The 22,188-nt window shown below is 42.8% G+C and carries 18 protein-coding genes, 1 tRNA gene and 1 pseudogene; 17 read left to right on the top strand and 3 right to left on the bottom strand.

What is annotated here, in order from left to right:
* Position 1: 1 nt before the first annotated feature.
* The 5 genes and pseudogenes from DKT73_RS12875 to DKT73_RS20495 form a co-directional block, all read left to right on the top strand.
* Positions 2 to 778, top strand: coding sequence for a thiazole synthase (locus DKT73_RS12875; RefSeq protein ID WP_111638961.1), 777 nt, complete (start codon positions 2 to 4; stop codon positions 776 to 778).
* Positions 775 to 1,947 (top strand): 2-iminoacetate synthase ThiH, encoded by a 1,173-nt coding sequence (gene thiH, locus DKT73_RS12870; protein WP_111638960.1) that lies wholly within the window; start codon positions 775 to 777, stop codon positions 1,945 to 1,947. The genes DKT73_RS12875 and thiH overlap by 4 nt, the downstream gene beginning before the upstream one ends.
* A gap of 210 nt (positions 1,948 to 2,157) precedes the next feature.
* On the top strand, positions 2,158 to 2,640 hold the full coding sequence (locus DKT73_RS12865) for a Spy/CpxP family protein refolding chaperone (protein WP_111638959.1): 483 nt from the start codon (positions 2,158 to 2,160) through the stop codon (positions 2,638 to 2,640).
* A 132-nt stretch (positions 2,641 to 2,772) separates the two neighbouring features.
* On the top strand, positions 2,773 to 2,892 hold the full coding sequence (locus DKT73_RS20500; RefSeq protein ID WP_408631194.1) for a type II toxin-antitoxin system ParD family antitoxin: 120 nt from the start codon (positions 2,773 to 2,775) through the stop codon (positions 2,890 to 2,892).
* Positions 2,893 to 2,915: 23 nt separating this feature from the next.
* Positions 2,916 to 3,050: pseudogene (locus tag DKT73_RS20495) on the top strand (type II toxin-antitoxin system RelE/ParE family toxin); the annotation flags it as partial.
* Between the two features lie 211 nt (positions 3,051 to 3,261).
* On the opposite strand, the gene aroA reads toward DKT73_RS20495, so the two are convergent.
* Positions 3,262 to 4,539: a 3-phosphoshikimate 1-carboxyvinyltransferase gene (gene aroA, locus DKT73_RS12855; RefSeq protein ID WP_111638958.1), complete on the bottom strand. Its 1,278-nt coding sequence runs from the start codon at positions 4,537 to 4,539 to the stop codon at positions 3,262 to 3,264.
* Positions 4,540 to 4,823: 284 nt separating this feature from the next.
* On the opposite strand from aroA, the gene DKT73_RS12850 reads away from it, so the two are divergent.
* The 4 genes from DKT73_RS12850 to DKT73_RS12835 all read left to right on the top strand — a co-directional run bounded on the left by DKT73_RS12850 (position 4,824) and on the right by DKT73_RS12835 (position 9,916).
* Positions 4,824 to 5,723 (top strand): aldo/keto reductase, encoded by a 900-nt coding sequence (locus tag DKT73_RS12850; protein WP_111638957.1) that lies wholly within the window; start codon positions 4,824 to 4,826, stop codon positions 5,721 to 5,723.
* Positions 5,724 to 5,911: 188 nt separating this feature from the next.
* A complete protein-coding gene (locus tag DKT73_RS12845; protein ID WP_111638956.1) occupies positions 5,912 to 6,421 on the top strand; it encodes a putative pterin-binding protein in 510 nt (169 codons plus the stop codon).
* Between the two features lie 7 nt (positions 6,422 to 6,428).
* Complete coding sequence (locus DKT73_RS12840) at positions 6,429 to 8,840, top strand: ATP-binding protein (RefSeq protein WP_111638955.1); 2,412 nt, start codon at positions 6,429 to 6,431, stop codon at positions 8,838 to 8,840.
* 32 nt (positions 8,841 to 8,872) lie between these two features.
* The gene (locus DKT73_RS12835; protein WP_111638954.1) at positions 8,873 to 9,916 is read left to right on the top strand and encodes a response regulator; all 1,044 of its coding nucleotides are present in this window, start codon (positions 8,873 to 8,875) and stop codon (positions 9,914 to 9,916) included.
* On the opposite strand, the gene DKT73_RS12830 is transcribed toward DKT73_RS12835, so the two are convergent.
* Positions 9,913 to 10,422 carry a YchJ family protein gene (locus DKT73_RS12830; RefSeq protein WP_111638953.1) on the bottom strand — a complete coding sequence of 170 codons (510 nt, stop codon included), beginning with the start codon at positions 10,420 to 10,422 and terminating at the stop codon, positions 9,913 to 9,915. The genes DKT73_RS12835 and DKT73_RS12830 overlap by 4 nt on opposite strands.
* A 92-nt stretch (positions 10,423 to 10,514) precedes the next feature.
* Here DKT73_RS12830 and sbcB point away from each other — a divergent pair, with 92 nt between their 5' ends.
* The 5 genes from sbcB to pyrC all read left to right on the top strand — a co-directional run bounded on the left by sbcB (position 10,515) and on the right by pyrC (position 18,159).
* Positions 10,515 to 11,969 (top strand): exodeoxyribonuclease I, encoded by a 1,455-nt coding sequence (sbcB, locus tag DKT73_RS12825; RefSeq protein ID WP_111638952.1) that lies wholly within the window; start codon positions 10,515 to 10,517, stop codon positions 11,967 to 11,969.
* A gap of 9 nt (positions 11,970 to 11,978) precedes the next feature.
* Positions 11,979 to 13,013, top strand: a complete 1,035-nt coding sequence (locus DKT73_RS12820; protein WP_111638951.1) for an AI-2E family transporter — start codon at positions 11,979 to 11,981, stop codon at positions 13,011 to 13,013.
* 168 nt (positions 13,014 to 13,181) lie between these two features.
* Complete coding sequence (locus tag DKT73_RS12815) at positions 13,182 to 15,092, top strand: DEAD/DEAH box helicase (protein ID WP_111638950.1); 1,911 nt, start codon at positions 13,182 to 13,184, stop codon at positions 15,090 to 15,092.
* A gap of 252 nt (positions 15,093 to 15,344) precedes the next feature.
* Positions 15,345 to 17,120 carry an LTA synthase family protein gene (locus DKT73_RS12810; RefSeq protein WP_157959186.1) on the top strand — a complete coding sequence of 592 codons (1,776 nt, stop codon included), beginning with the start codon at positions 15,345 to 15,347 and terminating at the stop codon, positions 17,118 to 17,120.
* A 7-nt stretch (positions 17,121 to 17,127) separates the two neighbouring features.
* Positions 17,128 to 18,159 (top strand): dihydroorotase, encoded by a 1,032-nt coding sequence (pyrC, locus tag DKT73_RS12805; protein WP_111638948.1) that lies wholly within the window; start codon positions 17,128 to 17,130, stop codon positions 18,157 to 18,159.
* 150 nt (positions 18,160 to 18,309) lie between these two features.
* On the opposite strand, the gene DKT73_RS12800 is transcribed toward pyrC, so the two are convergent.
* Positions 18,310 to 18,394: transfer RNA gene (locus DKT73_RS12800), tRNA-Leu, on the bottom strand.
* Positions 18,395 to 18,576: 182 nt separating this feature from the next.
* On the opposite strand from DKT73_RS12800, the gene DKT73_RS12795 reads away from it, so the two are divergent.
* From DKT73_RS12795 to htpG, 3 genes are all read left to right on the top strand, one after another.
* Positions 18,577 to 19,308, top strand: a complete 732-nt coding sequence (locus tag DKT73_RS12795) for a DUF599 domain-containing protein (protein ID WP_111605999.1) — start codon at positions 18,577 to 18,579, stop codon at positions 19,306 to 19,308.
* A complete protein-coding gene (locus tag DKT73_RS12790; protein ID WP_111638947.1) occupies positions 19,298 to 20,002 on the top strand; it encodes an O-methyltransferase in 705 nt (234 codons plus the stop codon). The genes DKT73_RS12795 and DKT73_RS12790 overlap by 11 nt, the downstream gene beginning before the upstream one ends.
* Positions 20,003 to 20,217: 215 nt before the next feature.
* On the top strand, positions 20,218 to 22,146 hold the full coding sequence (gene htpG, locus DKT73_RS12785) for a molecular chaperone HtpG (protein WP_111638946.1): 1,929 nt from the start codon (positions 20,218 to 20,220) through the stop codon (positions 22,144 to 22,146).
* Positions 22,147 to 22,188: the final 42 nt, after the last annotated feature.

The following is a 22,188-nucleotide window of genomic DNA, read 5'->3' as shown; positions in this document are numbered from 1 at the left end:
CATGTCATCTTTATTGATTGCCGGACACGAATTTCATTCTCGATTATTTACTGGCACAGGCAAATATGCCAGCGCTCAGGCCATGATGGACTCTTTAGCTGCCAGTGAAAGTGAGCTGGTGACCTTATCGTTGCGTCGTATGGACTTAAAAAATCAAACGGACAATATTCTTCTGCCTCTGCAGCGTCAGGGTATGAAGTTATTGCCCAACACATCTGGCGCTCGTACTGCGAAGGAAGCGGTTTTTGCGGCAGAGCTTGCTAGGGAAGCGTTGGAGACACACTGGGTGAAATTAGAAATTCACCCAGATCCACGCTATTTGATGCCAGATGGTATGGAAACCTTGTTGGCCGCGGAAGAATTGATCAAAAAAGGCTTTGTGGTTATGCCTTATGTTCATGCTGACCCCGTGCTTTGCAAACGCTTAGAAGAAGTGGGTTGCCAGTGTGTGATGCCGCTTGGGTCGCCCATTGGTTCTAATATGGGCTTGGCGAGTCGCCCTTTTTTGGAAATTATCATTGAGCAAAGTAGGGTGCCTGTGATTGTCGATGCGGGCATTGGAGCGCCGTCCGACGCCGCATTAGCGATGGAGATTGGTGCGGATGCGGTATTGGTCAATACGGCCATGGCCGTTGCTAAGCAGCCGGCTCAAATGGGTAAGGCCTTTAAACTCGCTGTGGAAGCAGGGCGTATGGCTTATGAGTCGGGTTTGGGTGAAAAACGTTTACAAGCGAATGCCACTAGCCCTTTGACGGATTTCATTGGAGCTTTGTCATGATGGAAGAGGCCAGTCAAAAAATTCGCATGTTAGAACAAAGCCCAGCAGTAAAAGGTCAGTTTAGCCATTTTGTCGAAAGTACAGACTGGCAAGCGGTGACACAATCTCATCAAGAGAAAACCGAGCAAGATGTATTACGCGCCTTGAGCAAGAGTAAATTGGATGTGGCGGATTTTGCTGCCTTGATTTCCCCTGCGGCAGAGCCATATTTGCTGGAGATGGTGGCGAAAAGTGAGCGGCTAACCTTACAGCGCTTTGGCAATACGGTGAGTTTATTCGCGCCTTTGTATTTGTCTAACACCTGCGCGAATGAATGCACTTATTGTGGCTTTTCCATGAGTAATGCGATAAAGCGCCTCACGCTGAATGAATCGCAGATAGAAAAAGAAGTGCTTGCCATTAAAAGCAAAGGCTTCGATCATATTCTCTTAGTGACTGGCGAGACCAATAAAGTCTCTATGCCTTATTTTGAGCGCATGATTCCGCTCATTAAGCCGCATTTCAGTCAGCTTTCTATGGAAGTGCAACCGTTAGAGGTGAGGGACTATAAACAGCTGCAAAATATCGGTTTAGATGGTGTGCTGGTGTATCAAGAGACGTACCGGCGTACGACGTATCTTGAGCATCATTTGCGCGGCAATAAGTCTAACTTCAATTATCGTCTAGACGCGCCTGATCGTATTGGGCAGGCTGGCATTCATAAAATTGGTTTAGGCGTGTTACTTGGGCTGGAAGACTGGCGTACGGATTCCGTGATGATGGCGCATCATTTACGGCATTTGCAAAAGTGTTACTGGCGCAGCCGCTTTAGCGTGGCGTTTCCACGTATTCGTCCTTGTGAAGGCGGGATCGTTCCGAAATCAGTCATCTCTGATCGTCAGTTGGTTCAGCTTATTGCTGCGTGGCGCTTGTTTGATCGAGATTTAGAAATGAGCTTGTCTACACGTGAATCGCCTGAGTTTCGTCATCATGCAGTGCGGATGGGCTTTACGACAATGAGTGCAGAATCGAAAACGCAACCGGGTGGCTACGCAGAGGACGCTCAAGAAGCGCTTGAGCAGTTTGAGATAAGTGATGAGCGTCCCGTTGCGGATATTATGGCAATGATTCGTAAGCAGGGGCGCGACGTTGTTTGGAAAGATTGGGACCCAGCCCTTTCACACCGTTAAAAAGAGAATGGCGCGTCAAGCCATTTGATTCCATTTCTAAGAATATGTTCATCCTTGCTTGGTTAGTAGGGAAAATCCGTGAATGCGCATTTTCCCTTACGCTCTCATGACAAGTTGTGCATCTCGATTCACTCTCTTTGACACTGTTTGACAAATAATTAGACATAATAGATTTCATCCAAACAGGAAACAAAGCTTAAGGAGCTAACTATGTTTAATCGTAAAAAAGCAGGAATGATGGGTGTTATCGGTTTGAGTGCCGCGATTATAACCGGTGTGGCTGTGAGTGCTTTTGCAGAAACAAAAGCGCCACAAAGTGAGGCAATGCAAGGCCAAACGACACAAGAGGCTCCGATAAATGCCGCGCCTAGTCATGAGCAGCTAGCAAGCCGTATAGCGCAACAGCTTGGCTTGGACGAGAAAACACAATCGAAAGTGTCTGATCTTTTCGAAAAAGATGGTAAGGCCATCCGTAACATTCAAGAGCAATTACAAACGACTCAAATGGAGCTAAGTAGTTTGTCACCAAGCTCAAAAGACTACCTAGACAAGGTTGATGATCTTGCTGAAAAAACGGGCGAGTTAACAGAAGATCTTACCCTTGCTTACGCAAAAAACCGTGCAAGCTTGTATGCTTTGCTAACACCTGAGCAAATTGAAAAGCTAGAAACGCCAGCACAACCCCATTCTTAGTGTTTTATCGATGCATTTCCCTTTGTATTGAGAGCCTTGCCCCAGCCTCAAAAAGCTGGGGCTTTTTTATTTTTCGGTGGTTGTTAGTTGAGTTAATAATGTCTAAAAATGCAACAAGACGAAGTTTATCAAATGAAATTGAAGGCTTTGCGCTCTGCTGTTGCTGCTGGTTTAGAGAGTGGTCAGGCAGCAGATTTTAATGTTGCTAGTATTATTGCGGAGGCAAAGGGACGGGCAGGGATCGATGCTTGATATCGTAATTAGGTCGCTCTGCGGACGATATTTTAGCTGGCATTCGGAAAATCCATTTTAGGCATCATCTGGTTCTATATCAGACCAGCCAGACAAAACTTGAAATAGTAAGCGTTTTGCATGAGCGAATGGATGTGACTGATCAAGAGCTTGACTGAATGTTTATCTCTTCGGGTGTAATTACTTGCCTCTTAGCTGCGCTAATAATCATAGCCATGATCGTCATTCCAGCATTCGCGGGAATCAATCACTTATGGTCATAACTTAGTGCTAATTCAATAATAGTAAAGCCTACAAGAGCCAGTGTTTGTGGTTTTGAGTAGCATAACTCCTTACCTTTGAAGAAAGGGTAAGGAGTTATGCAAGCTTTTAACTTGCTATAGAATGAAACAGTTCAAAATACGTTGGGAAGGTTTTTGAAGTACAGCCTGGGTCGTTTATGGTCACTGGTGTATCAGAAAAAGCCACCAGAGAGAAACACATCGCAATGCGGTGATCATTGTAGGTGTCAATGGCCGCATGTTGGAGCTTCTCAACGGGATTAACAGTAATGAAGTCTTCGCCTTCAATTACGTCAGCACCGAGTTTTTTCAGTTCAGTGGCCATAGCATACAGGCGGTCGGTTTCTTTTACGCGCCAGTTGTAGATGTTGCGAATCGTTGTTGGGCCTTTGGCAAATAGGGCGGTGGTTGCGATGGTCATGGCCGCATCTGGGATGTGGTTCATGTCCATATCAATACCGTTTAAGTGGCTATGCTCCGCTTCGATCCATGTTGGACCATAGGTGATTTTTGCCCCCATTTTTGCCAATACATCAGCAAATTTCACATCGCCTTGTACACTGTCTGTGCCAACACCATGTACTTTGATTTTTCCACCGGCAATGGCGGCGGCGGCCAAAAAGTAAGACGCCGATGACGCATCGCCTTCCACCATGATTTCGCCTGGGCTTTGGTAGGTTTGTTGGCCTTTCACAATAAATGCTTGGTAATTCTGGTTCTCTACTTCTACACCAAATTGCTTCATAACGTGCAAGGTAATGTCGATGTATGGCTTAGAGACTAATTCGCCATCCACTTTGATGGTTAAATCACTTTTTGCCAAAGGCGCACTCATCAAGATGGCGGTTAAAAATTGGCTTGAGATGTTGCCTTTGATGGAGACTTCTCCGCCAGATAAGCCATTAGCATTGATGCGCAGTGGTGGGTAATTTTTTTCACCTTCGTACGCGATGTCTACTCCCAGTGCTTGCAAAGCATCAACAAGGTCGCCAATGGGGCGTTCGTGCATGCGTGGCTCACCATGCAGATGAAACTCTCCTTTGCCTAGGCAAAGCGCAGCCGTTAAGGGGCGCATGGCTGTGCCAGCATTACCAAGGAATAAGTCGCCAAAGTCGGCTTTAATTGGACCGCCAAGGCCTTCTAGTACACAGGTTGTACCGCTATCTTCTAAGGTGTAGTTCACGCCTAACTGGGTGAGACTTTCTAGCATACGACGAATGTCATCGCTGTCTAGTAGGTTGGTAATTCTTGTTGTGCCTTTTGCTAGCGTTGCTAACAATAAAATACGGTTTGAAAGGCTTTTTGAGCCTGGAATCTGGATTTCTCCATTGGCTTTAGAAAGAGGGCCTAGCGTAATTGAATTCATTATTATGTCCATCACAGTGGTGTTATTGTTTCGACTTTGCGCTTCGTTGAGTCGCTGCGTGTGAATGATAAGTGTTCGATATTGGCCGTAATTTATTCGTTATAGTGTGTCCGTTGTTAGGTGGTCGCATCGCTCTTTCTGAAGAGGTCAGTCTTGAATACGCAATAGTATACCTTTGATGAGGTGTGCTGTCAGTTCTGCAAATTCACTCAGTTTGCTGTTTTTTATCATCAAGTCTCTTTAGAATGCTCATTAATAAAATAATGACATATAGGAAACAATTTATGAGACATCAGTATCATCCTCTTGGTTTCGAAGGGTCTCGTATCGCCCAAGGTTTTTGGCGCCTACAAGAATGGAATATGACATCTGAAGAAACGCTAGGTTTTATTCAAGCGTGTCTGGATTTAGGCGTAACGACATTGGATCATGCCGACATTTATGGTGGTTACCAGTGCGAAGCTCTGTTTGGTAAGGCGCTTAAGCTCCAGCCAGCATTACGCGATAAAATGGAGATTGTAACCAAGTGTGGAATATTGCTGCCATCTGAGAGCCGTCCTGATATACAGGTTCATCGTTACGATTATCGTGCTGAACATATTCTAGCCAGTGTTGATAAGTCACTGGCTAATTTACAGTGTGAGTACATTGATACTCTCCTGTTGCATCGTCCAAGCCCTTTGATGGATGCGGATGAAGTGGCGCAAGCGTTTGATTTGCTGTTTACGCTTGGCAAGGTAAAGTATTTTGGTGTGTCGAATTTTACCCCTCGTCAATTTGATTTGTTGCAATCTCGTCTTGATGCTCCTTTGATTACTAATCAGGTAGAATTATCCCCTTTGGCTTTACAGCACTTTGAAGATGGTACCTTGGACCATTTACAGCAACACGCTGTGACGCCAATGGCTTGGTCGCCTTTTGCTGGTGGTGAACTGTTCTCAGGCTCCAGTGAAAAGGCCAAGCGTGTGCAAACGATATTGAATGATTTGGCGCAGGAAAAAAACTGCGAGATGGATCAGATTGTTGTAGCTTGGTTATTACGTCATCCAGCTGGTATTTGTCCTGTTATGGGGTCTGGGAAAGTTGCGCGTTTAGCGGCCGCGGTTGATGGTATGTCAATTTCACTTAGTGATGATGATTGGTTTCGTATTTGGATTGCCTCCCAAGGTCAACCCGTGCCTTAGTGCGTTACTCTGGTAAAGAGATTGTCCTGTAGAAAAAGCTGCCTTTGCAGCTTTTTTTGTGTCTATTGTTAGGTCTTTGTTTTACTTGGTGTAGAAAGCGTATCATTTCGTAACTGCGAGATGGAAAGTGGTTTTTTATTCTCTATACTCCTTCATTATAAAACTCATTTTAATTTAAGGTGTTGGAAATGAAACAATATTTTACTGTTGGTTTAATCGTGTTCGGCATGTCGGTTTGTTCCAGTTTATATGCACATGCGCTGTCTAAACCAACAGGTCCTGTCATCTTAACCGTTACTGGTAACATAAAAAATACTAATACAGACAACAAAACCGCTGAATTTGATCGTGAAATGCTTATGAAATTAGAGGTGGTTGAACAAAAGACAACGACACCTTGGAGTGAAGGTGTTGATTTATATCGAGGTCCCTTGCTCAAATCTTTGATGGCTGTTCTTGGTGTGAAATCCGGTACCTTAACTGTCACTGCATTGAATGATTTTAGTGCGGTTGTTCCGGTTGAAGATGCTTATGACTATAAAGTCATTCTAGCCATGGATATTAACGGGCAGCCCATGTCTGTTAGAACCAAAGGCCCATTGTTTTTATTGTACCCTTTCAGTGATGTTGCAAGTTTAAATAATGAAGTGATTTACAATCGATCGGTTTGGCAGATTAAATCAATAAGCGTGGAGTAGCAGTATCATGCGCTTCCATTTTTTGCCTGTGTTTAACAAAATAGCGGATAGGCAGTTCTCTCCATTTTTTGTATTGGTATTTTCTGCCGTTATCTTTATGGGTGCGTCGGTACTTATTTTCTCTGAGTTAGTTGATAGACAAAAAATCATTATGTCTGCCGTAGAAGAAGATGCCATGTGGGCGGCTTATCAATTGGATAGAGAGGCATTAAAACTAAGAAGTGCGCTTGATTTATTGTCAGATGGATTCACGGATGAGCGTCTTGCAAATGCCAGAACACGATTTGATATTTTATACAGCCGCGTGCATATATTGGAAAAAGGCCAATTGAGAATGCTGTTTGATCGGCTTGAAAATTCTGATGAGTTATTGGCTTTTTTTAAAATGAAAATAGCCACCATTGATCATTTGCTTTTCCTGAATAAGAGGGAAGTGGATGTTGCATTATTAATCAATGAGGTTGATGAGTTATCTAAGAAAATAGAGAATGCCGTATTGGAAACGGTCGCTTTTAGATCAGAAGAAAAAGTGAAGCAAAGAAATGACTCTTTGGGTCTTTTTCTCTATTTAGGCTCTTTGATTGCGTTATTAACCATAACCATGATTTTCATAATACTAATGCTTTTTAAACAATTAAAGGTTGCTCGTGAGTCGTATAATAGAGCACAAAAGCTAGCTGATGAATTAGAGGTGGCCGTTCATTCGGCAGAAAAAGCCTTGAAAATCAAGTCCGAGTTTTTAGCAACAATGAGTCATGAAATTAGAACACCGATGAATGTTATTATCGGTTTTAGTTACTTGCTTTTAGACGAGGCGCTAGAAAAAGATCACCGTGAAAAAGTAATAAAAATTCAAAAGTCTGCCGATAGTTTGCTTGAGATAATTAATAGTATATTAGATTATTCTAAAGTGGATTCCGGTAAGCTGGAATTAGAAGAGAAAACTTTTAGTTTGGATGATGTTTTAGAGTATGTATATCAAAGCAATGAAACAGTAGCGGTGTCCAAAGATATTGATTTTGTTGTATCACGCAGTTTCTTGATTGCTGATTGCTTGGTGGGCGATAAGGTAAGATTGCAGCAGATTCTGCTCAATGTGGTCGGTAACGCAATCAAATTTACCCACAAAGGTTTTGTGCACGTTAACGTGTCTTTATCCAGTCATCAAGACTTGTTCATCGAAGTAAAAGATAGTGGTGTTGGGATTCAAGATGGTGTCGATGTGTTCGATGTATTTAAGCAGGCGGATAGCAGTACGACTCGTCTCTATGGCGGAACGGGTCTTGGACTGAGTATCACACAAAAATTAGTCGCTTTGTTGGGTGGGACTATTTCCTACACAAGTGTTTTGGGTGAGGGTTGCACCTTTCTGATTAATCTTCCATATAAGCCAGATAAAAACTCAGCCCATCCCCATTTAAAAAATATCGCTTGTATCAAAGAAGATAAGGAGATGATTCAGTTATTAAAGACGCTTGATGTTGATAACTATACCGAATGGAGTACAGCAGACCTCTTAGATTGTCATGCCGCTATTATAGCAAGCCGTCATTGGCTTGATGTTGAGTCGATTGTGTCCGAACAAATGGAAGATTTTTTAAGAGAAAAGGTATTATTTTTAACTGGGAGAAAAATGAATGACAAAAAATATCTCTCGTCAGGACTTGTGACGCCTAACAATATTACTAAGCAGGTACTTTTCTTAGAATCGAGAAGTAAGGGAACTGTCTCTTTACCAGTACCAGCGATTCCAAAATCATCTAATGAAATTGTGAATTTAAAAAATAGAGTTGTCTTATTGGCGGAAGACAATTTAATTAATGCGAATATTGTGAAAGCGATTGTTGAAAAAGTCGGTGCCTCAGTGGATTGGGTTGAAAACGGTGAGGAAGCGGTTAATAAGTCTCTTTCCAATGTCTATGACTTGATAATTATGGATATTAGGATGCCTGTTATGGATGGTTTTCAGGCCAGTGAGAAGATTTTTCAGTCACTCGGTGACAGGAAGCCACCTATACTTGTTTTAACTGCGGATACTTTTAACATTAAGAATGATGATCTAAAAAGCTCGGGTATTGATGATGTGATATTTAAACCTTTAGATCCTTATCTATTGATTGAAAAAATGTCTTTTTACATGCCCAACAACCAGAGAGAGATTTTAAAAGAAAGCAAAGAGAAAAATTCCTCTCGCATGAAGAGCAAAAATATTGAATCTATTCTCTCAAAGTTTGAAGCTTTAGAGCAATTGTTGATTGAAGGAAATGCAGCTTCTGAAAAAGAGATGTCGCTTATTATCAATGAGTGTGCTTCAAGTAAAGGGCTGGATCTTCTGACTTTGGCTTATGAAGATATTTTATCCTATGATTATCAAGACGCTCTATTAAAAGTGCAGTCTTTTAAAAATCGTTTTTTGTAAGGTTTACTGTATAAAAGGCATAGGCGAATACAATGAAAGTAACGAATCAGATAGGCTTAAAGGATAAGCGTGTACTTATCGTGGACGATGTACCGAGAAACATTGATTTATTGAAAGAAATTCTCGCCGAACACTATCAAGTACAAGTGGCAAAAAGCGGTCAAGCGGCATTGGATATCATACATCGTTATCCTCCAGATCTTGTACTATTAGATATTATGATGCCAGGAATGAACGGATTTGAAGTCTGTAAACGACTTAAAGCGGCTCCTGAGACCATGGATATCCCCGTTATTTTTTTAACGGCAATTAATGATGCTCAGCATGAACAAGAGGGTTTTAATGTTGGGTGTGTTGATTTCATCACTAAGCCAATAACGCCTTTGACAACTCTGTCGAGAGTGGCGACTCATTTGAAGTTAGCGGAAAATAATAAGCAAAATAAGCAGATTATTGAACACAGAACAAGGCAGTTGGATGATGCCTTACAGTCTGCGATTGGTATGTTGGGCGAAGTTGGCCAGCTTAATGATACTGATACGGGTGTACATATGTGGCGTATGGCAGATTATTGTGCCATTTTGGCAAGAGCAATTGGCTGGAGTGAGGATCAAGTTGAGTTATTGAAATTAGCCGCGCCTCTTCATGACACCGGGAAAGTGGGAATTCCACATTCCATATTAAAATCACCGAACAAGTTGAATGAAGCGGAGTGGGAGATTATGCGTCAGCATACGGTGATTGGTCATCAAATACTGATTAAAAGTGAAGCTCCACTTTTTAAATTGGCGGCAGAAGTGGCGTTAGGGCATCATGAGAAATGGGATGGTTCGGGATATCCTTATGGTCTAATAGGAACGGCTATACCACAATCGGCTAGAATCGTTGCCTTGGCTGATGTGTTTGATGCGCTCACGATGAAGCGATCCTATAAACGTTCTTGGAGTGTCGAAGAGGCGCTTGAGCATATTAAAAATGCGGCCAATTCTCATTTTGATCCAGAGTTAGTGGCGTGTTTCTTATCTATTGAAAATCAGGTACGTGATGTTCAATCTAAGTGGGACGCCGTTCATTAATCAACGGCGCAGCATTTTTTGAATTTTTTACCTGACCCACATAAACAAGGGTCATTACGGCCTATTTTCATCGCTTCTGAATTGATCAATGGTGTGTTTTTCAAGATTTCATGTTCACCCGATACATAGAACCATTGACCTTGTTCTTTTTTAAAATTGGACCGTTCGCTTAATCGGCCAATGTGTTTGCCTTCTTTGAAATGAGCGGAAAAAGCCACTATCCCTTTTTTGTCTTTTTCCAGTCCTTCTTCTGTCGCATTAATGTCAAGCTTAATCCACTGAGTGTGTTCATTACTGTCCTGTATGTCGGAGCCAGATTGGTCTGGTTCATCTTGAAGTTTTTGTGTGGCTGCGATGTAGTCAAAATTACCAATAGCAAACGCCGTATAGCGAGAGCGCATTAACGTTTCTGCTGTTGGGGCGCTGCCTGGATTGTTATGGTACATACCACAACATATCTCGTAAGGACTACCTGTTCCACAAGGACAATTTACTGGGATTGGCATACATCACTCCTCTCAGCGCCAAATGCACTTTCACAAATATTCTTTAAGATGCGTATAATACCTTTTTATTTAATGGCTAACAGGAATTATTTGTGACCTCATCGGGCCCTACTTCATTTTTTTGGTTTGATTTTGAAACAACCGGAACGGACCCTGCGCGTGATCGTCCCATGCAATTTGCAGGCATAAGAACAGATCTCGATTTTAATCCCATTGGCGAGCCTATCATGTTTTACTGCCGTCTCGCGGAGGATGTGTTGCCTCAGCCTGAAGCTTGTTTGTTAACAGGTATCAGTCCGCAAGATGCCAACAGAGAGGGAATGTGTGAAGCCGAGTTTATGCAGGCGATCGAGGCGGAACTGTCGGTACCTGGTACTTGTGCTTTGGGTTATAACAGCATTCGGTTTGATGACGAAGTCGTGCGCTATGGCTTCTACCGTAATTTTATTGATCCTTACGCGCGCGAGTGGCAAAACCATTGTTCTCGATGGGACATTATTGATCTCGTCCGTATGACTTATGCCATGCGTCCTGATGGTATTGTTTGGCCGAAAGGAGAAGATGGGCAAGTGTCAATGAAGCTTGAGGCACTTACCAAAGCCAATGGTATCGTCCATGAACAAGCACATGATGCCTTGTCAGATGTGTATGGTACTATTGAAATGGCTAAGTTAATTCGTGAGAAGCAACCTAAGTTATTTGCTTACTATTTTAAGATGCGTCAAAAACATGAGCTGCAGCAATTTATCGATGTTGCTCGTCTGAAACCTTTTTTGCATATTTCAGGTATGTTTGGTCAGGCAAGGCATTATGCGGCCTTTGTTGTTCCCATTGCGCCACATCCAACCAACAAAAACGGTGTCATCGTGTTTGATTTAATGGCGGATGCTCAACCCCTAATCGATTTAAGTGTGGAAGAGATTCGACATCGTGTCTTTACTCGTCAAGAAGAGCTTAATGGCGAAGAGCGGCTGCCTTTAAAGGTCATCCACTACAATAAATCTCCAGCGGTAGCGCCGGCGACTTTTCTAAAAGACAGTGATGTTGTCAAACGCTTAGGACTGGATGGTTCGGTTTGTCGCCATAATCTTGCCATTATTAAAGGCTATGCTGGTTTGGCAGCTAAGCTCAGTGATGTCTTTATGCAAGAAGAGCGGCCGATTCACAAAGATCCTGATGTGATGTTGTACTCAGGTGGTTTTTTCTCCCGTGAAGATAAGGTGAGGATGGAGACGATTCGCTCAACACCGTCAGATTGTTTGTCTGAGCTGACGTTATCTTTTGATGATCGTCGGTTGTCTGAAATGTTGATGCGTTATATTGGACGAAATTATCCTGATCAATTGAGTGAGCAGCAAATGGTTGAATGGGAAGAGTATCGTCAAGTTCGTTTGCTTGAAAAAGACGGCGGTGGTTCTATTTATATGGAGCAATATTTTGAGCGTTTGAATCAGATTGCCCAAACACCAGATTTGCCAGCAGCAAAACAGATAATGTTGCAGGATTTAGCTGATTATGCACAAAGTATCTATCCTATTCCCCTATAAGGAACCAAAATGAGCGAACAACATAATAGTACGAATTGGTTAGTCGGTTTTGCTGCTTTTATCATCATCATTGCAGGATTAAAAGCGGCCTCACAAATAGTCATACCTTTTATGCTATCTGTGTTCATCGCCATTATTTGCGCCCCTATGATGTCAAGCTTACGCCAGCGTAGGGTGCCAACTTGGTTGGCCATTATATTGGTGGTGATGCTGATATTGGTTGGGATTGGGTCTTTAGCGGTTTTGGTTGGCGCTTCCTTAGATAATTTTTCCAGTCAGCTCCCCAGTTACAAGACACGCTTTGCTGAAGAAACGTCTCGTTTGATCCAGCTTATTAATGGATTGGGTTTGCAAATATCGTACGATCAGGTGAAAGGGTATATTGATCCATCCGCCTTGATGCAGATGGTTGCCAACGCTTTACGTGGCTTAGGCAGTGCTCTAACGAATCTTATTTTGGTTGTCATGATCGTCATCTTTATTTTGTTTGAGGCGGTTGAATTGCCAAAAAAGTTGTCCATTGCCTTAAATGATGCGTCGCAATCACTGCAAAAATTTGAATCTTTTATTCAGTCGGTTAATCGTTATCTTGTTATCAAAACGTTAGTAAGTGTTTTGACTGGGGTGCTTATTACTCTGTGGCTTTGGTTGCTGGGTGTTGATTTTCCGATCTTATGGGGTGTGTGCGCATTTCTTTTGAATTTTGTTCCAAATATTGGTTCCATCATTGCTGCTGTGCCAGCCGTGTTGTTGGCATTTGTACAACTGGGTAGCTTGTCTGCTGGGCTAACTGCAGCGGGTTTTTTAGCGGTTAATTTGGTCATTGGCAATGTGATTGAACCACGTTATATGGGGAAGGGGTTGGGGCTGTCAACGCTTGTGGTCTTTCTATCTTTACTCTTGTGGGGCTGGGTTTTTGGTCCTGTTGGAATGTTACTCTCTATTCCTTTAACTATTATCATGAAGTTGGCTTTTGAGGCGCACCCAAAAATGCATTGGCTGGCGATTATGATTGACTCAGATTCGACCAATTCTAAGCGTTAATTGAGCCTGTTATGGTTATTTTAGCCAGTAAGATCTTATTTTGAGCCTTACTGGCTTTTTTTTCTTTTTCCACGTATACTTCGCCATCGGATTTTCGTCCGAAGAAATCTATTAAGGCATGTAAATACTTACAGGCCTTATACTCACCAATAAAAGGTACTTATTTACATGTCTGACGCTGATACTCAGCCTACATTTGATTCGTTGGGCCTAATCGCCCCTGTTCTTAAAGCGGTTGCTGACCTAGGTTACGAGCAACCATCTGCTATCCAAGCGCAAAGTATTCCATATCTATTAGAAGGTCGAGACCTTTTGGGGCAAGCGCAGACGGGTACTGGTAAGACAGCAGCGTTCGCGCTCCCATTACTGTCTCGCATTGACGTTACAGATAAAACGACACAATTACTTGTACTGGCTCCAACTCGTGAACTTGCTATTCAGGTTTCTGAAGCATTTCAAAGCTATGCCCGCAACCTTCCGGATTTTCATGTTTTGCCTATTTATGGCGGCATGTCTTATGACACTCAACTTCGCCAACTAAAACGTGGTGTTCAAGTTGTTGTTGGAACACCTGGTCGTGTAATGGATCACATTCGTCGTAAAACATTAAAACTAGATGGCATTAAAGCCTTAGTTCTTGATGAAGCGGATGAAATGTTGCGCATGGGATTCATCGATGATGTCGAATGGATCCTTGAGCAAACACCACCTACACGTCAAATTGCTTTGTTCTCTGCAACAATGCCTGCTGTGATTAGACAAGTGGCTAACCGTCACTTAAATAATCCAAAAGAAGTGAAAATTGTCACAAAGACGTCTACGGCAATGACGATTACTCAAAAATATTGGTCAGTAAGTGGTCTGCATAAATTAGACGCTTTGACTCGTATTCTTGAGATGAACGAACATGACGGTATGATTATCTTCGTTCGTACAAAAGCTGCGACTATTGAGCTTGCTGAGAAACTGACTGCCCGCGGTCACGCTTGTGAAGCGTTGAATGGTGATATTAGTCAAAACTTGCGTGAGCGTACGGTTGATCGCATTAAAAATGGTCAAATTGACATTCTTGTTGCCACTGATGTTGTTGCTCGTGGTCTAGATGTAGAGCGCGTTAGTCACGTGGTCAACTACGATATTCCATACGATACTGAATCTTATGTTCACCGTATCGGACGTACAGGTCGTGCTGGTCGTTTGGGAACGGCGATTTTGTTCGTTGCTCATCGTGAACGTCGTATGTTGCAAGCCATTGAACGTGCGACACGTCAGCCAATCGAAAGCATGACATTGCCAACGGCTTCAGATATTAACGCGCATCGCGTTAATCGTTTTAAGCAGCGCATCACGGATGCTATGGACAATGAAAACCTTGATTTCTTCTTGGAGCTTGTAGAGAGCTACCAAAAAGAAAATGAAGTGGATCCTTTGAAAATGGCGGCGGCTTTAGCACATATGGCTCAAGGTAAAACGCCATTGCTATTGTCTGAAATGGAAGTTCGTCAAGAGCGCAGAGAGCGTCGTGAAGATCGCGATGGTTCTCGTCCAGATCGTGGTGACAGAGGCGATCGTGGTGACAGAGGTGATCGTGCCCCGCGTGAGCGTAAAGTTCGCCCTGTTACGGCAGATGCGATGCCGCTGAAAGATGATCCTGATACATCAATGACGCGCTACGTAGTTCAAGTCGGCTACAGTGACGGTGTTAAGCCAGGTAATATCGTTGGTGCAATTGCTAACGAAGCGGACATCGAAAGTCGCTTCATTGGTCACATTGAAATCTATGAAGACTTCGCAACCGTGGATTTGCCTTCAAACTTAAGTGCTGAGGCGCTAGGTAAGTTGGGTAAAACACGTATTTGTGGTCAACGTACGGACATTGCTAAGCTAGACAATGCTGATGAGTTGAATAAGCGTGCAGCGGCACCTTCTACTCGTAAGCGTCCAGCTGGTGGCGGTGAGCGTCGTCCATCTAATGGTGGCGAGCGTCGTCGTGCAAGTGCTGGCGCTGGTGGCGGCCGTGACCGCGATGCAAATCGTAGCAGCGAGCGTCGCCCAAGAGCACCAAGAAAGAATAGTTAATTGTGTAAAAAAATGACAAAAAAAGCCGCTTTATAGCGGTTTTTTTTGTATCATATAGCACTCGATTTTTTATTCAGGTGAAGAAGGTAGGCAATGATAAAAAATGCTTTACTTAATGGGCAGAAAAAAAATATAACGCCGTTTGTCTTTTTGGGTATTGGGCTTTTTTTTATATTGTTAGGGTACTCTTTTACCCGACTATATTTTTTTGTCGCAAATTTTGGGCACTTTTCATCTGAGCCATTGATAAACATGCTCCTCGCTATGTGGCATGGTGTGCGTTTTGATTTGTCGGCAATAGCGCTCCTGAATGCACCTCTACTGCTGTTTTTGTTTGTGTCAATTTGGTTTCGAGTATTGTTTAAAGCAAACATGGTGTTGGTTTTTTGCTACCTTTTTGTCGTCAATGCCTTGGCTGTTGTCATTAATTTCGTTGATACGATTTATTTTCCATATACTGGTCGTCGAAGCGGCATGGAAGTTTTTTCCATGGCCAATGATGTTGTATCACAGTTGCCTGAACTGATTGTTGTTTATTGGGGATATGCCGTTGCTAGTGCGTTGATTCTTATAGCGTATTACTGGTTTTTCTTACAAATAAAAAGCCGTTGTCCTCTTGTGTTTTCAAATAAGTTTTTCGCACTTTTATTGTGTTTTACACTGTTTATTGTATTTGTCGTTGCGATTAGGGGAGGCTTTCAATCTAAGCCGATTCGAGCGCTTAACGCGTACAGTTACCCTTCTAGTAGTCTGGGGGCAGTGGTATTAAACACACCTTTTGCTTTGTTGAAGGAAGATGCCGATCATCTCGATAGGGCGGCATATTTTTCGTCATATGATGATATAAAAGCATCATTGCGCCCCGAAATGCAAAGAGAAGACGTGGCCGCAATCAACAATCACAATGTGGTGATTTTGATACTAGAAAGCTTTGGTTTAGAATATTTTGGTCCACCTTACGGTATGCATTCCTATGTTCCATTTTTAGAGGAACTCTCTAAAAAAAGCCGATTTTTTCCAAATGGAATTGCCAATGGACGTCGTTCTATTGAGGCGGTTCCTTCTATTTTGGTGGGTATCCCTTCATTGATGTCCGAAGCCTTTATGCGCTCTCCTTATCAGTCAAACACGGTTCATGGTTTGGGGCAGATTGTAAAACCTTACGGGTACAGCACTGCATTTTTTCATGGTGCTAAAAATGGCAGTATGTATTTTGATGAGACAACGTACCGATTTGGTTTTGATCGATATTTTGGACTAAATGAGTATCCAGATTCTTCCGATTTTGATGGTCAATGGGGTATTTTTGACGAGCCTTTTCTTCAGTTCACAATCAATGAAATAGATAAAATGCCTAAGCCATTTATGGCGGGTATTTTTACTATCAGCTCTCATCCGCCATATACCTTACCTGAGCAGTATAAGGATAGAATTAAAGAGGGTGCTATACCAATGCACAGTGTGATTCAGTACTCAGATATTGCTTTGAAGCGTTTCTTTGAAGAGGCGTCAAAACAAGAATGGTATAAAGATACACTTTTCGTTATCACAGCTGATCATACATCGGATAATTTTGATTCTCGTTTTGCAACCTCCTTAGGGCGTCATCAAATTCCAATTATTTTGTATCAGCCGAACCAAGAAATAGATTCAGGCATAGTGACAGACATTGCTCAACAAACAGACATTCCGGCGACTATTATTGACTACCTAAATTTGCCAGAAAATGACAAAATTTTGCCATTTGGGCGTTCATTGCTGAAAAATGATGTCCGGTCGGATGCTATTATCAAAGAAGACGATTCATACTGGCTTTTGTCTCAGGGGAAATATGTAAAGTTGTCCATGAGGGAAAGTGAAATGATTGAAACTGGGGATCTCCCCGTGACATTTGTTCAGCCGGCTGACAAGCAGGAGTCAGCGAATCTCGATAAGCTAGAGAAGCGATTAAAAGCGTATGTGCAGATTTATACCAATGGACTGATTGATAATTCGTTATACGACTTTTCATCTAATAACACACAGTAGGTAACTAATGAACGAAATTACTATTATCAAGCCAGATGATTGGCACTTACACTTTCGCGACCATGATATGTTGCTTGAAACCGTTCCTGCGACGGCGCGTTGTTTTGAGCGAGCTGTGGTAATGCCCAATTTAGTGCCGCCAGTGACAACGGCTGCATTGGCGTTAAGTTACAAAGAACGCATTTTGGCGGCTCGTCCAGCAGGCAGTACTTTTATGCCTGTCATGACCCTTTATCTAACAGATAAAACCAGTGTGCAAGACATCAAAGAAGCAAAAAATGCCGGTGTCTTGGCGGCAAAAATGTACCCTGCTGGGGCCACAACCAATTCTGATTCTGGTGTTAATTCTTTAGAGTCTTTGTATCCTGTGTTTGAGGCGTTAGCGGATAATGACATGTTACTGCTCATTCATGGTGAGGTAACTCAGAAGCACATTGATATCTTCGACCGTGAAAAAGAGTTTATTGATCAACACATGGTGAAGATTGTCGAGCGCGTGCCTCATCTCAAGGTTGTGTTTGAGCACATCACAACCAAAGATGCCGCTGACTTTGTGTTGGCGGCTCGAGAGGGCGTTGCCGCAACGATTACGCCTCAGCATTTATTGTTGAACCGAAATGATATGTTGGATGGCGGTATTCGCCCACACAACTATTGTTTGCCAGTTCTTAAACGCAGCACCCATCAACAAGCATTGCGTGCCGTGGTGCAATCAGGATCGTCGAAGTTTTTCTTGGGCACGGATTCTGCGCCACATGCAAAACACCGCAAAGAATCTGATTGCGGTTGTGCTGGGTGCTACAGTGCGTGGTCTGCACTTGAGCTTTACACTCAAATATTTGATGAGTTAGGTGCACTCGATAAGCTAGAGGGTTTTGCTAGTTTGTATGGCGCTGATTTCTATGGCTTGCCTCGCAATACAGAAACCGTGACCTTGGTGCGTGAGTCATGGGAAGTGCCAACCAGCATAACCTTGCCAAATGGTGAGCCCATTGTGCCTTTCTTCGCTGGTAAGCAAGTATCGTGGAAGCTGAAATAAAGTAATCTAGTGCAAGTAATTGCATAAAGCCGAATTCAGTGATGGGTTCGGTTTTTTTAATTTTTACATGCAAGCAAAATGTGTATTAGATAGAGTGGCAGTAGAAAAGAAAAGTTGCTTTATGGATTGTATTGAAGGGCATAAATAAGATGGTGCGGATGGAGAGACTCGAACTCTCACGCCGTGAAGCACTGGAACCTAAATCCAGCGTGTCTACCAATTCCACCACATCCGCATGTCGTGTTGATGTGCGAGATCTTACCGATATTTTTTGCCGATGCAAGCGTTTTTTGGAGAAGTATTTATTTTTATTTTTTTAGAATAGGGTAGAGAATTTTATAAGATGACACAGGACTTATAAAATCAAAAATGGTCTAATAACGGCACCCTAAATTGTTATTTCAGCAGAGTGAAAATATGGAAAGTCATTCGGTGTTAATGTTATTAAATCCTCTTGATCTTGTTACACTTTTTGTCTTTTTTGCTTGCTGGTGGGGATACGCTTTTTATGCACAATACAATTCTAAGCGCCGCTCTTGTTTGGTGAGTGTGTTGCATCAATTTCGCTTAGCTTGGATGTCTCGTTTACTTAGACGAGACAATCGAATTGCTGATGCCTCGGTAATGGCGAATTTGGAGCGCAGCAGTTTGTTTTTTGCATCGAGTAGCTTGCTGATTATCGCAGGTTTGTTCACTGCCTTTAATTATTCCGAAAAAGCCATTGGCATTTTATCCGATTTTTACCTTGTCTCACCCATGAGTCAGCAAGAGTGGGAATTGAAAATAATCGTGTTAGTGGCGATTTTTTCTTATGCGTTTTTCACCTTTACTTGGTCGGTTAGACAGTACAACTTTTGTTCTGTTTTAGTTGGCAGTGCGCCACTTGCAACAGAGCGTGGTATTGAAGACAGCGAGCGTGAATTGTATGCCATGCATATGGCGCAAATTTGTAGTTTAGCGGCAAATCAATTTAACTATGGACTGCGGGCTTTTTATTTTGCAATGGCGTTTTGTGGTTGGTTCCTGGGTCCCTATTTTTGTATGGCGGCCAGTGTCATGGTGGTAGCGGTATTGTATCGCCGTGAATTCCGTTCTAAAACATTCAAAACATTGAGCCGTGGACTCGTGATGAAATCTCATGCTTCCTAATTTCCCCAAACCTTTATCTGAAGACGATACGCCTGTAAATCGAACGGTTAATGTGGATGACAGGCTTTATCAATACCTAGTCGACGTCTCTGTTCGTGAAGGTGATCTTTTAAAAGAATTACGCCGTGAGACAGCTCAGTATCATATGGCGCGTATGCAGCTTTCGCCTGAAGTGGGGCAATTGCTGGCGTTATTAGTCAAACTACAAGCCCCTAAAAAGCTACTCGAAATAGGGGTGTTTACGGGGTACAGTACTTTATCGATGGCGATGGCCATGCCAAAAGACGCAAGGCTAATTGCCATTGAAAAAAAACAAATGTGGCTAGATATTGCGACGCGTTATTTAGAGCAAGCAGGGGTGATGGATCGTGTTACCACTTATTGCGATAAAGCTTTGCCTGTCATGCAGTCTTTCTTAGTCGCTGAGCGGGAAAGTTTCGACTTCATTTTTATCGATGCCGATAAGCAAAATCTCTTGGCTTATTATCAGTTGGCCAAGCCGCTATTGCGACCTGGTGGCTGCTTAGTGATTGATAATACTTTGTGGTGGGGGAATGTCGCAGATGAGGCCTTTACCGATAAAGACACCCAAATAGTGCGTGAATTAAACAAAACGATCCACGAAGACACTGAGGTTGAGTTGTCGTTAATTCCGATTGGTGATGGGCTGACCTTAGTTCGAAAAAATGCCTGATTCTTGATGGATAAATCATCAGGCATCTTGCTTTGTTCCTATCTGAACACCTCTAAATCCTTTCTACTTATAAGTTTATTGTGACTTTTTGCCTCTTTTTATCGCATTAGCCTCTTGAAATTGCATCAAGAGGCTTTATCTATGTGTCACAAGTGAAACGAAATACGCCTTTGGTTTTTGTCCGAAGGTTCATTCAAATAGGAGCAAGCTACAACATGGCAACTGATACTCAAAAAGAAACGTTAGGGTTTCAAACGGAAGTTAAACAACTACTTCATTTGATGATCCACTCTTTGTACTCCAACAAAGAGATCTTTCTACGAGAGCTGATTTCGAACGCATCCGATGCGGTAGATAAGCTTCGTTTTGAGTCTGTCGCTAACGCAGACCTTCTCGCCGAAGATCCAAGCCTACGCGTTCGTATTGAATTTGACAAAGACACAAATACCGTTGTGATCGACGATAACGGTGTGGGCATGTCCCGTGAAGAAGCGATTACCAACCTAGGTACCATTGCTAAGTCTGGTACATCTGCATTTCTAGAGCAATTGAGCGGCGATCAGAAAAAAGACAGTCAGCTAATTGGTCAATTTGGTGTGGGTTTTTATTCTGCCTTCATTGTGGCGGATAAAGTCACTGTGGAAACCCGTCGTGCAGGCGTTTCTGCCGACCAAGCGGTACGCTGGGTGTCTGATGGTTCTGGTGAGTTCACCATTGAAAACATTGAAAAAGCCACACGTGGTACCCGTATAACCTTGCATTTAAAAGCAGATGAGAAAGAGTTTGCGGATAATTTCCGTCTTCGTCATCTAGTGACAAAATATTCTGATCATATTTCCATTCCTGTGGAAATGGAGAAACCGGTTTATCCAGAAATGGACGAAGAGGGCAATCCTAAGCCAGTTGATGAGAACAAGGCGCCTGAATATGAAGCGGTTAACTCGGCTAAAGCGCTATGGACACGTTCTCGTAATGATGTGACAGACGAAGAATACCAAGAGTTTTATAAGCACATTTCACACGACTACCAAGAACCTTTGAAATGGTCTCACAACAAGGTGGAAGGGAAACTGGAATACACTAGTTTGTTGTATATTCCTTCTAAAGCACCTTATGACCTTTGGAATCGTGATATGCAACGCGGTCTGAAATTGTACGTTCAGCGTGTGTTCATTATGGATGAAGCAGAAGCCTTCTTGCCGCCATACATGCGTTTCGTAAAAGGCGTGGTAGATTCAAATGATTTGTCTCTGAACGTCTCTCGTGAAATTTTGCAAAACGACCATGCTGTTGATTCTATGCGCTCCGCATTGACTAAGCGTGTATTGGATATGCTGAGCAAAATGGCGAAAAACGAGCCTGAAGATTACCAAAAATTCTGGAATGAGTTTGGTAACGTCATCAAAGAAGGTCCTGCTGATGACATGGGCAACAAAGACAAAATCGCAGGCTTGTTGCGTTTTAGTTCTACTCACACTGATGCAGCAGCACAAACCGTGTCTTTGGCGGACTACATCGAGCGCATGAAAGAAGGCCAAGATAAGATCTATTACATCTACGCTGAGAGCCATAATACGGCGAAAAACAGTCCACATTTAGAAATCTTGCGTAAGAAAGGTTTCGAAGTTTTACTGCTGAGCGATCGTATCGATGAATGGATGATGTCTTCTCTACAAGAGTTTGAAGGCAAATCTTTCCAAGATGTGACCAAAGGTAAGTTAGACTTAGCTGACCAAGAAAACGAAGAAGAGAAGAAAGAGAAAGAAGAGAAGGCTGAGCAAATCAAGCCGCTTCTTGATCGAATGAAAGCCGTGCTTGAGTCTAAGGTTACTGCTGTGAACAGCACAGACCGTTTGACAAACTCTCCTGCGTGTCTAGTGGTGGGTGAATATGACATGGGTCTACAGATGCGTCGTTTGCTTGAGCAAGCGGGTCAGAAGTTGCCAGAATCTAAACCCACATTGGAAGTGAATCCAGATCATCCGATCGTGGCTAAGATGGATGCGGAAACGGACGAAGAACGCTTTGCTGATATGGCATGGTTGTTGTTCGAACAAGCGACCTTGTCTGAAGGTGGTCAGCTAGAGGACCCAGCAACCTTCGTTAGCCGTATGAACAAATTGATCGTGCAGCTAAGTAAGTAACCCCTTTAAATGGCGTAGTTGTTGAAACAAACGCCATCAGGT

This window comes from Marinomonas shanghaiensis (genome assembly GCF_003259175.1).
GTDB classification, from domain to species: domain Bacteria; phylum Pseudomonadota; class Gammaproteobacteria; order Pseudomonadales; family Marinomonadaceae; genus Marinomonas; species Marinomonas shanghaiensis.
The sequence above is the reverse complement of the archived record's forward strand: the minus strand, read 5'-3'. Positions and strand labels throughout refer to the sequence as shown.